This is a genomic window from Streptosporangium oxazolinicum (genome assembly GCF_039537505.1).
Taxonomy (GTDB): domain Bacteria; phylum Actinomycetota; class Actinomycetes; order Streptosporangiales; family Streptosporangiaceae; genus Streptosporangium; species Streptosporangium oxazolinicum.
This window is the reverse complement of sequence record NZ_BAABAQ010000009.1, coordinates 184162-197997: the sequence shown is the minus strand read 5'-3', so window position 1 is coordinate 197997 and position 13836 is coordinate 184162. Positions and strand designations below refer to the sequence as shown.

At 71.0% G+C, this 13836-nt stretch carries 13 protein-coding genes and 1 pseudogene; 7 read left to right on the top strand and 7 right to left on the bottom strand.

Annotated elements, in window-relative coordinates; genetic code table 11:
- The first annotated feature begins 143 nt into the window (after nucleotides 1-143).
- The 3 genes from ABD817_RS23920 to ABD817_RS23910 all read left to right on the top strand — a co-directional run bounded on the left by ABD817_RS23920 (nucleotide 144) and on the right by ABD817_RS23910 (nucleotide 2512).
- Nucleotides 144-1202: an RNA polymerase subunit sigma-70 gene (locus ABD817_RS23920; protein WP_344920334.1), complete on the top strand. Its 1059-nt coding sequence runs from the start codon at nucleotides 144-146 to the stop codon at nucleotides 1200-1202.
- A gap of 79 nt (nucleotides 1203-1281) precedes the next feature.
- Nucleotides 1282-1803 carry a pyridoxamine 5'-phosphate oxidase family protein gene (locus ABD817_RS23915; protein WP_344920333.1) on the top strand — a complete coding sequence of 174 codons (522 nt, stop codon included), beginning with the start codon at nucleotides 1282-1284 and terminating at the stop codon, nucleotides 1801-1803.
- A 34-nt stretch (nucleotides 1804-1837) separates the two neighbouring features.
- Nucleotides 1838-2512 (top strand): alpha/beta hydrolase, encoded by a 675-nt coding sequence (locus tag ABD817_RS23910; RefSeq protein WP_344920332.1) that lies wholly within the window; start codon nucleotides 1838-1840, stop codon nucleotides 2510-2512.
- Between the two features lie 81 nt (nucleotides 2513-2593).
- Here the strand turns inward: ABD817_RS23910 and ABD817_RS23905 are convergent, their stop codons facing one another.
- On the bottom strand, nucleotides 2594-3247 hold the full coding sequence (locus ABD817_RS23905) for a TetR/AcrR family transcriptional regulator (RefSeq protein ID WP_344920331.1): 654 nt from the start codon (nucleotides 3245-3247) through the stop codon (nucleotides 2594-2596).
- Nucleotides 3248-3338: 91 nt separating this feature from the next.
- Between ABD817_RS23905 and ABD817_RS23900 the strand changes: the two genes are divergently transcribed.
- Nucleotides 3339-3980: an NAD(P)-dependent oxidoreductase gene (locus tag ABD817_RS23900; RefSeq protein ID WP_344920329.1), complete on the top strand. Its 642-nt coding sequence runs from the start codon at nucleotides 3339-3341 to the stop codon at nucleotides 3978-3980.
- Between the two features lie 263 nt (nucleotides 3981-4243).
- Here ABD817_RS23900 and ABD817_RS23895 read toward each other — a convergent pair whose 3' ends face one another.
- The 3 genes from ABD817_RS23895 to ABD817_RS23885 all read right to left on the bottom strand — a co-directional run bounded on the left by ABD817_RS23895 (nucleotide 4244) and on the right by ABD817_RS23885 (nucleotide 7269).
- Entirely contained in the window at nucleotides 4244-4906 is a 663-nt protein-coding gene (locus ABD817_RS23895) for a hypothetical protein (RefSeq protein ID WP_344920328.1), read from the bottom strand.
- 703 nt (nucleotides 4907-5609) lie between these two features.
- A complete protein-coding gene (locus tag ABD817_RS23890) occupies nucleotides 5610-5942 on the bottom strand; it encodes a hypothetical protein (protein ID WP_344920327.1) in 333 nt (110 codons plus the stop codon).
- 109 nt (nucleotides 5943-6051) lie between these two features.
- Entirely contained in the window at nucleotides 6052-7269 is a 1218-nt protein-coding gene (locus ABD817_RS23885; protein WP_344920326.1) for a helix-turn-helix domain-containing protein, read from the bottom strand.
- A 530-nt stretch (nucleotides 7270-7799) separates the two neighbouring features.
- Here ABD817_RS23885 and ABD817_RS39645 point away from each other — a divergent pair.
- Together ABD817_RS39645 and ABD817_RS23880 are read left to right on the top strand one after the other, a co-directional pair.
- Nucleotides 7800-7952, top strand: a pseudogene (locus tag ABD817_RS39645) (imine reductase family protein); the annotation flags it as partial.
- A 13-nt stretch (nucleotides 7953-7965) separates the two neighbouring features.
- Nucleotides 7966-8271 (top strand): imine reductase family protein, encoded by a 306-nt coding sequence (locus ABD817_RS23880; protein WP_344920325.1) that lies wholly within the window; start codon nucleotides 7966-7968, stop codon nucleotides 8269-8271.
- 56 nt (nucleotides 8272-8327) lie between these two features.
- Here the strand turns inward: ABD817_RS23880 and ABD817_RS23875 are convergent, their stop codons facing one another.
- The 3 genes from ABD817_RS23875 to ABD817_RS23865 form a co-directional block, all read right to left on the bottom strand.
- Nucleotides 8328-9284 (bottom strand): TIGR01777 family oxidoreductase, encoded by a 957-nt coding sequence (locus ABD817_RS23875; protein WP_344920324.1) that lies wholly within the window; start codon nucleotides 9282-9284, stop codon nucleotides 8328-8330.
- Between the two features lie 235 nt (nucleotides 9285-9519).
- Entirely contained in the window at nucleotides 9520-10347 is an 828-nt protein-coding gene (locus ABD817_RS23870) for a class I SAM-dependent methyltransferase (RefSeq protein ID WP_344920323.1), read from the bottom strand.
- Between the two features lie 572 nt (nucleotides 10348-10919).
- Entirely contained in the window at nucleotides 10920-12104 is a 1185-nt protein-coding gene (locus tag ABD817_RS23865; RefSeq protein WP_344920322.1) for a UDP-N-acetylglucosamine--N-acetylmuramyl-(pentapeptide) pyrophosphoryl-undecaprenol N-acetylglucosamine transferase, read from the bottom strand.
- Between the two features lie 377 nt (nucleotides 12105-12481).
- On the opposite strand from ABD817_RS23865, the gene ABD817_RS23860 reads away from it, so the two are divergent.
- Nucleotides 12482-13708: a leucine-rich repeat domain-containing protein gene (locus ABD817_RS23860; protein ID WP_344920321.1), complete on the top strand. Its 1227-nt coding sequence runs from the start codon at nucleotides 12482-12484 to the stop codon at nucleotides 13706-13708.
- Nucleotides 13709-13836 lie beyond the last annotated feature (128 nt).

Below are 13836 nucleotides of genomic sequence, written 5' to 3'. Positions count from 1 at the left end.
CGGGAGCGCGACGGGCGGCGAGGGCTCGTCGCCCTCTCGTCCGGACACCCGCCCGGCGGGAGAGCCGGGGCGCACCCCGCGGCGGGAGAACCCGACCTGTCGCCGGGTGGGACTAACGTGTCGTGCATGCATCCGGGCGGATCATGAATGAGGCGGGGGCCGAGGAGGGCGCGCTGGTCGCGGCCGTCCTCGCGGGCGACGATCGGGCGTTCACCGGGCTTGTCGAGCGTCACCGGCGAGAACTCCGGGTGCACTGCTACCGGATGCTCGGCTCCTTCGAGGAGTCCGAGGACCTGGTGCAGGAGACGTTCCTGCGGGCGTGGCGCGGGCGCGGGACCTTCCAGGGGCGTTCCACCGTCCGCGCGTGGCTCTACCGGATCGCGACGAACGCGTGCCTGGACTTCCTCGACCGCCACCCCCGCCGCCCGCGACCTCGCGACGCGGAACCGGGACAGCACCCGTCGCCGGTCTCGCCTCCGGCGGATGTGCCGTGGCTGCAGCCCTACCCGGACCGGATGCTGGAGCCGATCGCGTCCGGCGACGTGGAGCCGGACGTGGCCGTGGTGGGCAAGGAGACCGTCGAGCTGGCGTTCCTCACCGCCATCCAGCATCTGCCGCCCAGGCAGCGGGCCGCGCTGATCCTGCGCGACGTGCTCGGCTGGTCCGCCAAGGAGACCGCCGCGCAGCTGGAGATGAGCGTCGACTCGGTCAAGAGCGCCCTGAAACGAGCACGCTCGACCCTGAGGACCCACCTTCCGGAGCGACGTCTCGAATGGGCGCCGTCGACGGCGCCGACCGCCCGGGAGCGGGAGCTGCTGCGTCGCTTCATGGACGCCCACGACAGGGCCGACCCCGCCGCCCTGGCGGAGCTGCTGAGCGAGGACGTGCGGATGACGATGCCTCCGCTTCCGTTCTGGTGCTCCGGCCGCGACGCGGTCGTGGCCTTCGCCGCGCACGCCTTCGGCCCTGCCTCACCGCTGTACCGGGGACGGTGGCGGAACGTGCTCACGCGGGCGAACGGGCAGCCCGCGGTGGCGGGCTACATCCGGCTGCCGGGCGAGTCCGCCTACCGGGCCCAGGTGCTCAACGTGCTGAGGATCGAGGACGGCGGGATCGTCGAGATCACCGTCTTCGAACCGCACCTGCTGGCCGCGTTCGGACTGCCGCCGACGCTGCCACCGAACACTGCCTCCGGACGGTGACCCCTTTTGGGAACCTCACCCGTCTCAACGGTGGACGACCTCGATGAGCGAGGTCGACCACCGCTGAGGAGCACCGACGATGACGATCGACGATCACAAAGATGTGATGACGCTGCCGCAGGGCGACGTCCGCCTGCTGGACAGTGACGTGGCGCGGCGCCTGCTCGCCTCGACGGAGCTGGCACGGCTGGCGTACGTGGCGGCGGACGGCACCCCGCGCGTGTTCCCGATGCTGTTCCACTGGACGGGCACCGACCTCGTCATGTCCACGTTCGCGGGAGCGGCCAAGATAGCCGCGCTGCGGGCCAGGCCCGACGTCGCCATCACCATCGACGCCGCCTCGACACCCCCGGCGGTGCTCCTCGTCCGCGGCCGGGCGTCGGTCACCGACGTCGCGGGGATCGTGCCGGAGTACGCGCTGGCCCAGCACCGGTACGCCGGGGCGGAGCAGGGCGCCGCCAACGTGGCGGCGGTGGACCACCCCGGTACGAGGATGGCCCGCATCGCCGTCCGCCCCACCTGGGTCGGGGTCCTCGACTTCCAGACCCGGCTTCCCGGGGGCGCCAGCACGGAGGACTTCGAGCGCCGGGGCCAATCGTGAGCCCGCGGCACGACTCCCGGAAGGACCACACGACATGACCACCTACGTGTTGATCCCCGGTGCCGCGGCCGACTCGTGGTACTGGCACCTGACGGCCGCCGAGCTGCGTGCGCGCGGCCATGACGTGGTCACGCCCGACCTGCCCTGCGACGACGACTCGGCCGGGCTCTCCGAGTACGCCGACGCGGTGGCCGACGCCGTCGGCGACCGTACCGGCCTCGTCGTGGTCGCCCACTCCTTCGGCGGGTTCACCGCGCCGCTGGTGTGCCGGCGGGTGCCGGTCGAACTCCTCGTGCTGGTTTCGGCCATGATCCCGGTACCGGGCGAGCCGCCGGGTGACTGGTGGGCCAACAGCGGCTGGGAGCGGGCGAGGCGCGAGCAGGACGAGCGCGACGGCCGGGCGCCGGACGACGAGACGGCCCTGTTCTTCCACGACGTCCCGGCCGAGCTGGCCAAGGAGGCCAGGAAGAGGGGCCGCGACCAGTCGTCCACCCCCTTCGCGGCGCCGTGGCCGCTCGCCGCCTGGCCGTCCGTGCCGACGGCGTTCCTGCTGTGCCGCGACGACCGCTATCTACCCGCCGAGTTCATGCGCCGTCTCGTCAAGGAACGCCTGGGCATCGTCCCCGAGGAGATCGGCGGGGGCCACAACGTCGCCCTCAGCCGTCCCGGGGAACTCGCCGACCGGCTGGTGGCGTACCGCCGGATGTGAGCCGCCCGGTCCCGCCGTGACACCGGCCGCGCGGCGAGGCGCCTCCCGGCGGGCCGGGCACCCCGTGTACGTGACGACCGGCTAGTCCTCGTCGCGTACACGGGCCGGCCGGGCGGGTGGTCCGGGCTCCCGGACGCCCTCCAGGAGTGTCCTGGTCAGAGCGGCGGCGAACTCGTCGAGCGGCTGGGCGGCCGGGCCCATGAACGGCTGATCCCCGGCGAAGGATCTCATGAAGGCACGATGGAAGCACGCCCCGAGGAACAGGACCGCCGCCGCCGCGAGGTCGGCGTCGGCGCGGACCCGCCCGGCGGCGCGTTGCCTGCCCAGGTAGGCGGTGAGCGCGTCGAGCGGCTTGTGCGGGCCCAGGTTGAGCGCGGCCAGTTCCTCGGCGTGCCGCCGTAGCAGCACCGGATCGGAGAACAGGGAGGCGCCGATCGGGAAACTCGACGCGTAGAACGTCGCGGTCTGCCGGGCGATCTCGACCAGGGTCTCCTCGATGTCGTCCTCGTCTCTCGGCCCTCCGGTCTCCAGCTCGACGAGAAGGGGGGCGAATTGCGGCATCCGCTCCTTGAGGACGAACACGAACAACTCCGACTTGCTCTCGAAGTGCTTGTAGAGCGCGGCCTCCGAGCATCCCGCCGCGCGGGCGATCGCCTTGGTGGTGGTGTGGGCCAGGCCGATGGTTCGCATCAGCTGGTCGGCGGCGTCCAGGATCCGGACCCGCGTCGGCTTCATGCTGGGTGCTCCTCGGGGTTGACGAATGGTGGGTGAACACTCACTATAGAGGTTAGTAAGCATTCACCAACTCGCGGGCGGGAGAAACGCCATGAAGCTGACCGTCTGCGGAGCGACGGGCGGCACGGGGCGGGAGGTCGTGCGGCAGGCGCTGGAGGCGGGGCACGAGGTGACGGCGGTGGTGCGCGATCCCGCGCGGCTGCCGGAGGGCCTCACCGGCGCGCGGGTGGTGACCGCCGACCTGGCCGACCCGGAGTCGCTGCGCCCCGCGATGGAGGGACGGGACGCCGTGATCTCGGGCATCGGCCCGCGCAGCAGGAAACTCGCCCGGGACGGCGTCGTCGCGCCGGCGGCGCGGAGTGTCCTGTCCGTCATGGAGGTCTGCGGGGTGCGCCGCTTCGTCGCGGTGAGCGCGGCCCCGGTCGGCCCGTCACCGCAGGGCGACCCCTTCCTCGACCGCAGGATCGTGACCCCGCTGGTGCGATGGGCGTTGCGTGACGTCTACACCGATCTGAGGGCGATGGAGAAGATCGTCTGGGGCAGTGGCACCGACTGGACGGTCATGCGACCGCCCCGCCTGCTGGACAGGCCCCTCACCGGGAGATACCGGCTGGCCATCGGCGGCAATGTCCCCGGCGGACACACGATCGCCCGCTCCGACCTGGCCCACGCGATCCTCGCCCTGTTGGACAACCCCGCGACGGTGGGTCAGGTGGTCGGCGTCGCGTACTGAACCCCCGAGGCCGCGCCCCTCCGTGACACGGGCGCCGGGAGGGGCACCATCGGCCCCGGGTGTTCTTCGCGCTCATCCGAACCAGACCATCCCCGGGGGGGGAGGGCACCGGGCCCGGCGTCCACGACGCCGGGCCCGGTGCCCTATTCGGGGGTCGTATCCGCGGGAACTCGTGGCGAACAGCACGGCCAAGGCCGTCGCGCATATCGCCATCACCCGCCAAAGCCAGCGTGCGGACGATGAAGATCACGTTTCCGACAGTTTTAGGACGCGACGGTGTCTGTGTCGGTAAGGGGGAATTCAAGCGGCGCGGGCTGGAGGTCATGGACCTGGACGATCAACTGGGTGGCCAGCGCCCGGCGAATCGACACCTCGTCCTTCAGACTGATCTCGACGTTGTGTTCGCCCGTGTGGAGCGCCCCGTGGCCCGGGCCGGGGGTGAACATGTCGGCCAGTACGGCGGCGGGTTCGGCGCGGGCGACGGTGCAGACGGTAGAGGAGATGCGAAGCTGGGGGCAGGTGGCCAGCGCCTCGGGGATGCAGGCCCAGCAGGTCGGCGGAGCGCTGGTGAGACCCCCGGTGGGATCCTCGGGGAGTTCGCGGAACGCGCTGTCGGTCATGATCCAGGGGGTGCGTCCGATGGCGGGGTCGGTCGCGGCCTGCCCGCAGACCTGGCACAGCAGCTTCACCATGCAGCGCCATTGACGCAGGGTGTTGAGCTTGCGCCACTGCGGCGCCCCTCGCCGGTTGTTCAGGACGCGGACCCGCAACACCCCGTTGACCCGGTCGCCACGGCGTTCGTCGGCGTAGGCGAGCCGGAGCCCGCCCAGCGGGCGGCGCACGAACGTCAGGGGTTGCGGTGCGATCTCCTCGGCGCGGGCGATGACGTAGGGGATGCGAAGCTGCGTCGGCGCGACGCCGGTCATCGTCTCCCCCTGTCCGGTTCGAGTGACCACAGCACCCGCGCGACCAGACACCCCAGCTCAAGGTCTCGAAACGTCGTCGCGGTCACATCGGCCGGAGTGTTCGCGGGGCCGCCTGTGCGGCGTGCCTCACGAGAGCCGCCCGGCTTCTTCGTGACGTCGGACTCCGGCCCGGCCGGAGCATCGGGCTCGAATCCGCGCGGCGCCATCTCATACATGCCCCGGTGCGATAGCCCGCCGACCGGTCCGTCCAACAGGCGCGCGGCTCTGGCCTGGAGCCCAGTGACATTCCCGGCGACGTCCGGGACGTCGTCCACGTCAGCGCTCCCCACCATGCGGGGCGCGGGCGGGCCGGGCGGCGGGATCGTGCCGGTCCGGGCCTCGATGCCGCCGCGCACCGCGTATGGCAGGTCATCCCCCCGCAGGGCTCGTCTCAACGCTCAGCTCTCCTTCTGGTCGTCGAAGCAGCCCTGGTAGCACTTGGCCGCACTCGGTTTTCTGGGTCCACAACTCGGAGATGACCGGCAGGCCGGTGGCCCGCGGGGTCTCGACGGTGACGCCGATGGCGGCCAGCGGGTCGGGCCGCGCCCGTCCGGGTGTGGCAGAACTCGGCATAAGCCCGGGTGTAAGCAATGAAGGTGTGCCGGCCGACGTCGACCGGCTCGGACGGAGACAGCCGCACGTCCGGTTCGCGTCCGCACGTGATTCAGCCGCTACGCGACGTCTTGTAGAGGGCGGCGGCGATCTGTTCGACGACGTCGTCCACGTTGTCGGCAGGCGCTTTGAACTCCCGAGGGGCAGCGCCTCGCCGGCTGACCCGCCAGCAGTAGATCAGGTCCTCTTCGGTTGGCTTGACCCACACCGTCACCTCGTTGCCCACGTGCAGCTTGGAGCCACCCTGGTAGCTGATGGACGGATAGATCAGATGTTTGTGCAGGAGATCGCGGAGACGAACGAGGGCGTCACTGGCCTGGACGAGGCCCACAGCCCGATCTGCCGCCGTCGTGCCGTAGGGCGGGAGCGTATCGCGGTGAGGCATGACACTAAGTGAACGCCCGGTGACAAGCGCGAGGGGGGAGGATTCCTCCCCCCTCGTGAAGGGAGAGGAATCCTCCACGCTGGAGGGAGAGGAATCCTCCCCCTTGACATCAGGCGGCAGGCGCCAGGTTGATCTTGTGCGCTAGATTGCGTGCCTCGTCCCGCACTGTCGCGCCACCGGTGGTCATCAGCTCACTGACAGCTGAGCGGGTGAAGAGGTTGTAGGAGATGGTGTCCGGGCTGATCTCGTACGCCTTGTTCAGCAGGTGCATCGTCGAGACCGGTTCCCGCTTCAGGTAGAAGCCGCGGGCGATCTCCGCGATGTGGAATGCGCGGCGCGTCCTTGAGGGGACGGCCGACAGGTCGATCCGGTCACCTTGCCGGGTGGCCTCGTGCCCGAGGATCAGGTCAGCGGACATCGTCACCGCATACGCGTCGACTACGGGGGTGCCGAAGATCAGCCACGGGTGAGGACTGGTGAGGGATTCGGCCGCCCGTCTCGACTCATCCCAGTGACGTTCAGCGTCGCCGCGACGGCCGGTCTTGGCGTACGACAGGGCCATTGCCAGTTGCAGTAAGCCCCAGAGACTGCGGTCCTCCTCATTGATGTCGGGGCGTAGCAACCGACCCGCCTGGTGGGCGAGGTCGATACGGCCTTCTGCCTGCTCTCCTGCGTCCCTCCACACGTGGTTGAGGTACCAGCTTGCCGCTGCCATGGCTTTCGGGTTGTCGGCGTCCTGGGCGGCTTGCATCGCCCGATCGCCAGTTAGCAAGATGAGTTCCGGGTACGGCTGGAACGACAGGAAAAGCTGCGTCAAATGGTAGACCTGCGCGAGAGAGGCCAGGGCGCGACGCCGCTCGTTGCCTTCGAGGAGCCTGACGGAGGTGCGGGCGTCCTCCAGGAGGCGCGGCAGGATCGTGGCCACCGCAGTCCGCTGGTTAGGGGAGCCGTGCCAGACCATCCACGCCTGCGCCACGTTCGCGGCCAGGGCGTCCGCGCTTGTCGGCTCACGATCCGCAAGAGCCAGCGGGTAGGACGTCAAGGCTTGAGCGATGCCCGACGTCTGGCCGTGGGAGCGCTTGGCGTAGGTGACGCTGGTAAGGCGATTCTCACCGGTGAACTTGGCGAGGTCATTGACTTGGAGGATGTCCGCCATGCGGATCAGCATGCGCAAGCCAGGCATGCCGGTCCCGCCGTTCTCGATGGACTTGACCCAGGCGCCGCTGCGACCGCAGAGGTCACCGAACACGGCGCGCGACATGCCTGCCCGATCCCTGAAAAACCGGACCCTGCCGCCGAAGGTTGCGAGCGTGTTATCTTCTGGCATAGCCCTGCCTCTTCCTGAAGTCTCGACAACTCCAGGCTAGATGTGCAGGGCTAATTCATGTCAGAGGTCCAACCATAAGTTCTGCGGATATCGGCAGCGGGTCCGCTTGAAAGTCAGTTCCACTACAAGTGTCTGACTCCCGGGAACGCCGCCGTAATGCTCACTGATGAGTACGTCAATCTGTGCTTGGCGAATTACGCCGAACGACCATATCCGTCCGCACCGGCCTACAGCCGCGAGAGGTACCTTTAACCGCACGCGCCGGCAGCCGTACGCGACACTGCTGGCCGATCCGGACGCCCTCGCTCACGCCATGTATCGGCGCTGAGGGCGGAAGATGGGTGGAGGCCCTGTCCAGGCCGCGTACGACGTACGAGTCAGCGATGCCATGACCTTGTTTCAAGGGCTAAGCCGAACTATCTCTGCCGCAGGCATCAACGGCCAACGGTCGCATCGTCCTCACCCACCTGTCGCTCCGGCATGGCGTCACACGTCAGGACCGTCGTCAACGACAGCGGCGAACTCGGTGGTTGGCGGGCTTCTACCACGCCGTCGCCCTGGTCGGCGCCTCGGGCGTCGACCCGACCGTCTTCGCGACGGTGGCGGCGGGGCACATGCCGTTCGTCACCTCGTTGATGACCGACCACGCCCGCCAGATCGAGGACGGCCGCTTCCCGGACGACGGCGGCAGACTCGGTGGGCACCGCCCCCGAGGTGTTCGCCCCGCTGGCGGTCCGATGGCTGCACGGGATGGCCGGGTTCCTGCCCGAGCTGGCGCGCGAGGCCGGATCGGCGGCGTACGCGGACGGGGTCTCCACGGTCGACCTGAACCGGGTCGCGGTCGACGGTCTCATCCGCCTCAGCGGTGCCCACGGTGTCGCCGCCGACGTCCACGAGCCGCTGAAGGCCCTGCTCGACAAGTGGTCGGCCGACGGTCACGGCCAGGACAGCTTCTCCAGCGTGTTCGAGCTGCTGAGGTCGCGAGACACCCCTCGGCGATGAACGTGGGGCGTGGGCCGGCTGAGCGGCAGTCCTGGACTCACCCAGCGGCCCTGGACTTAACCGGTGGGGCCGGGCCCGCCGCGTACGCGCCGCACGAGGTCGTCGGCGGCCTCCGGCCACCGGGCGTGGTCGAAGGTGAAACCCGCCTCAAGCAGGCGGCCGGGGACGACGCGGCGGCTCTTCAGCAGGAGTTCGGTGTCCGAGCGCAGCGCGAACGCGCCGAGTTCGGCCATCCACCTCGTCGCGGGCAGGCCCACCGGGACACCCCACGCGGCGCGCAGCACCCGCATGAACGTACGCTGCGGCAAAGGCTCGGGAGCGGCGAGATTAACCGGCCCGGCGAGGTCGTCCCGGTCGGCGAGGAACTCGACGGCGCGGACGAGGTCACGATCGTGGATCCAGGACACGTACTGCGCGCCGCCCGCGACCGGGCCGCCGAGTCCGAGCCGCACCAGTCGCAGCAGGACGTCGAAGACGCCGCCACGGTCGGGACTCATCACCATGGCGGAGCGCAGGGCGACCTTGCGCGTGTCCGGGGTCTCGGCTCGCTCCTGCGCCCGCTCCCACGCCTTCGCGATCTCGACGCTGGAGGTCCAGTAGCCGGGGACGCCGGATTCGGTGCCGCCGAGCAGGCCGGTCGCCTCGTCGTTGGGCGCGTCGAAGCGGTGGGAGTAGATAGTGGCGGTGCTCATCTGCAACCAGACCCGGGGTGGTCGCGCGGCGGCCGCGATCGCCTCGCCCACGACCCGGGTGGAGTGCACGCGCGAGTCCATCATGGCCCGCAGATTGGCCGCGGTGTAGCGGCAGCTGACGCTGCGTCCGGCCAGGTTGACCACGATGTCGCTGCCGTCGATCTCCTTCGCCCACGAGCCCAGGTTCTCGCCGTCCCAGCGGACCTCACGGTCACGCGCCGGCCGCCTGGTCAGGACCACGACCTCGTGGCCGGCGAGGGTCAGCGCGCGGTTCAGGATCGTGCCCACCTGCCCGGTTCCCCCGGGTATCACTATCTTCATCAGGCTTCCCCTAGGTAGGTGGGACGAGCCTAGCGCAGCGAGTTGAACGCGTTCGAAAGTGGGTCGGTGTCCACGCCGGGGGGACTCAGCACGGTTCCGGGCCGCAGGACCGGGAGGAGCGCGGGACCGGGAGGAGCATGGGACCGGGAGGAGCGCGGGACCGGGAGGAGCGCGGGGGGCGCGCCTCGCGCGGAACCGGCGCCCGTCCCGCGCCCCGGCGGGCTCTCACGGGCTCTCAGTGGCGGACTGCGGTGAACAGGGCGTAGCTGACCTGCGGGATCTCCCCGAAGCGCCGGTATGTCTCCCCGCAGGCGATGAGCCGCTCGCCGAACTCGCCGCCCAGCCGGGCGGCGGAGGCGGGGAGGATCTCCCCCACGAGCCGGAAGGACCGACTGATATTTGCCCATATGTCGTGGAATATCTCGATCTTCAGCCCGGCGCGGTCCATCTCCTCGTAGAACTCGTCGACGGTGGGCAGGAAGTGGACGTCGAAGGCGCGGGAGAAAATCTCCAGATCCGCGGCGTCGTCGGCGGCGAGAGGACCGAGCAGATACCACTCCCCCACCACGAACCGCCCGCCGGGGCGCAGCACCCGGGCGATCTCACCGAGGGCCGCCGCCGGGTTCTCCATGTGGGCGAGGGACTCGATGGCGTACGCGGCGTCGAAGGAGTCGTCGTCGAAGGGGAGCCACATCGCGTCGGCGAGCTGGAAGCCGGCGTGTCCCTGCCCCCGGCCCGCCTCGGGGCGGGACTCGGCCAGCCGTACCTGGTCCTCGCTCAGGGTGACCCCGGTGACGTGGACGTCACGCGCCACGGCGATGCGCACGGCGGGCCTGCCGGTGCCCGAGCCCACGTCCAGGACCCGCTCCCCGGGAACGACCTCCAGGCGTTCGGCCACCAGGTCGGTGAGGTGGTCCGTCGCCTGGGCGACGGGCGCCTCGTCGTAGTCGTCCGTCCAGTAGCCGACGTGCAGGTTGCCGCCGAACGCGTCGGCGCGGGAATCGGTGAGCTGGTTGTACATCTCGCCGATCACCTCGGGCGAGAGCTTTTCCTGACGGGCCATGACCAACCTGTCTCTCAGGGGCGGTCTGCGTGGAACTCCACGGCGGGAAAGCCCCATGAAAGACGCGCCTGCCTGGGAGCATGCGGCCGGGTGAGACCGCACGGTCACCCGCCCGCGACATTTCTCTGGAAATCCCGGGACGAACGCTCGCGGTGCGGTGTTCTCGGCTCCACCGCGCGGTGTTTTGGCTCCACCGCGCTTCACCGCGTGCGGTCGCCAGATTACTCAGGCCACACCCCGGCAGGTGCCGGGCCGGCACCGCCTGTTCGGTAAACCTTCGGACATGAGACACGCCCCCCGCGCGGACGCCGGAGCGGCCCCGCGGACCGCCGCGACGGCTCCACCGGACCTCCTCGGGTCCGTCGCGGTCCGGACCGATCCTCCTCGCGACCATCACGATCCGGGCCGATTCGCGTCGCGGCCGTCGCAATCCGGACCGATTCGCCTCACGGCCAGCGCCGCACCCGCCGGGAGGTCACCCCCCGGCCCGCCGAACGGCTTTCCCCGAGACACCGAGACACCGAGACACCGGGACACCGGGACACCGGGCGCCGACCCGCCGGGCATCGGGCTCAGCCGGTCTTGTCGTCCGTCCTCGCCTCCTCCAGGAGCACCAGTGCCAGGCTGTCGGCGGCGTCGACGCGGCCGAGGGCACCGGCGGCACCGGCCATGGCGGCGCGGGCCCGCGGGTCCCGCAGGAGGGCGTCGAGCTCGGCCAGGAGCCGGTCGGCGGTGGGGCCGTTCTCCAGGAGGGCGCTGGCGGCGCCCGCCTCGGCGAGGTAGCGGGCGTTCTGGCGCTGCTCGTCGGCGGCGGAGGGCACCAGGGGGATGAGGACGGACGGCTTGCCCACCGCGGTCAGCTCGGCGACCGTGCCCGCCCCGCTGCGCGAGACCACGACGTCGGCGGCGGCGAGCACGTCGGCCAGTTCGGCGCCGACGTAGGGCACCGGGTGGTAGCGGTCGCGCAACCCCACGGGAAGCCCCGCGGCGGTGCGGGTGAGCTGGGCGATCCAGCCGGGGCCGCACTGGTGGATCACCTGCGCGCGGGAGAGCAGCTCGGGCAGGATCGCCTCGACCATGGTGTTGATCTGGCGGCTCCCCTGGGCCCCGCCGGTCACGTAGACCAGCGGCAGGTCTGCCGAGAGCCCGAAGTGGCGCCGCCCCGCGTCGACGTTGCCGCGCAGCAGGTGGGGGCGGACCGGGTTGCCGGTGACGACGGCCCGGTCGCGCACGCCCGCGGGCAGGTGCTCGATCGAGGAGGGGTGGGTCAGCGCGATCCGCCGGGCGAAACGCGACAGGATGCGGTTGGCCAGGCCGAGCGAGGTGATCTGCTCGTGCATGACCAGCGGCCGGCCCAGCACCCGTGAGGCGACGCCCAGCGGCACGCACACGTACCCGCCGGTCGACAGCACCACGTCGGGGCGGTAGCGGGCGGCGATGCCGAAGGCCTGGAACACGCCGACCGGGATCCGGAACATGTCCGCGAGGTTGGTCGCGAGCTCTCGCGGGTTGGGCGAGCGCCTGAGCTTCCCCGCCGTGATGGCGCGGAACGGGATGCCGTGCTCCGCCGCGACGCGGGCCTCCAGGCCGGCCGCCGTACCGACCCAGAGCACGTCCAGGTCGAGCCCCCGCGCGGCGGCGTGGTCGCGCAGGGCCGCGACGGTGGTCAGCGCGGGGTAGGTGTGACCACCGGTCCCGCCTCCGGTGACGAGCAACCGCAGGGTCCGGCGATTTCCGGCCTCCATAAGTCTGTCCATCCTTCCGATGTCACGCTGGTCCGTGCCCGGCCCCTGCCCGGCACCCTCTCGGGTCCGTGCTCGATCGCCGCCCGGCCCATGTTCACGTCCATGTTCGGGCCTGTGCCCGGGTCCGTGTTCGGGCCCGCGCTCAGGTTCACACTCGGTCCCGCGCCCGGGGCCGCGCGCGTTTTGTGTTCATGTTCACACTCGCTCCGTGTTCGCGGGCCGCGCCGGAGCGCTCAGGGACCCCGGGCACGGTACCCGAGGTCCCGGGGAAGATCCACTTTGCCCTTCGTCGCCGCGCGGTCGCACCCGGTACTTCCCGACACGCCCGCCATCCGGGAGCGTCATCCGAACGGCTTTCGGAATTCGTGGCGATGAGTACGGTATGTGACATGGATCTGACGGATGAGCATTTCTCCGGGGCGGCGGAGCGTCTCGGTGACGCGTTGACGGTGCTCCGGCAGCGGGCCGGGGCCGGCGCGGAGGCGCTGGACTATTTTGGTGACATCACGGAGGAGTTGCACCCGATCGGATCCTGGTTACGTCAACCGGCCCAGGCCGGGGAGTGGCCGCACCACATCATGCCCCCCGTCTACGGTCTGCTGTTCGCGCAGGCGTGGTCGCTGGCGTTTCCCGACGAGAAGCCCCCGGTCTTCCCCGACGGCGCGGAGCGGACGGAATCGGGATGGATCGTGCATCGGGCCACGATCTGGTTCGGCGACACGTACGTTCCCGGCTGGCTCGACGTGAAGGCGCCGCTGATCGTGATCGGCGGGCTGGCGGTGGAGGGGCTGCTCGACGACGGCGACGTCTCGGAGAGCTACCTCGCGGTCGCCGGTGACCTGCGGGCCCGCGCGATCCACAGCGCGGCGGACCATCTGGTGCTCGGTACGATCGCCGCGGGAGTGATCTTCTGTTCGGGCAACGACGGGGTCCTCATCGCGGGCGGGGACATCATGGCGGACCTGTTCGTGCCCGCCGAGCACGCGTACGAGCACTACGGCCTGCTGCGGGCCGGGGTCATCGGCGCCGGTGACCGCGCCGACATCGTGGCCGAGCGGCTGGCGCCGTGGCTGCCCTCGGGCTACGTCCGGCTCGGCGGGCAGGGCGCGCCGGTGGACAGGTGGCGTGTGCTGCAGGAGGCCGCCGCCGGACGGTCACCGGTGCTCGCCCAGCCCCGGCCGGTGATCCTCCCGCCCCCGGCGCTCCTGCTCTCGGCCCTGGCCGCACCCTCCGGGGTGGAGGAGCTCGACCTGTCCGGCAGCCGCCTGCACCGCGTCCCCGAGGACATCTCGGCCCTCACCTCGCTGACCCGGCTGGATCTGGAGCACACGCCGCTGACCGGCCTGGACGGCATCGAGGGCCTGCGTACCCTGGAGCACCTGTCGATCAGGAACACGCCCGTGCGGGCGCTGGCCCCGCTCCAGGCGCTGAAGGACCTCCGCCACCTCGACGTCTCCTACTGCGACGACGTCCAGGACTGGGCCGTGCTCCTCGACCTGCCCGCGCTCGACACCCTCGTCGCGCACGGCTGCGCCCTTCCCTCCTCCGTACGCGCCCAGCTCGTCGCCAGGCTCGGAGACCGGATGATCGGGCGGGGGCCCGGCCCGGTCGGCTGACGGGGTCCGGCCCGGGGAGCCCGGGGAGGGGGCGGCGTGGCCGCCTCCGGGCGCCCAGCGGCCCTGCGGGCGGCCGGGGCGGAGGGCGAGAGCGGCAGGGCCGCGAGGACCGGCGGAGTCGTGCGCGG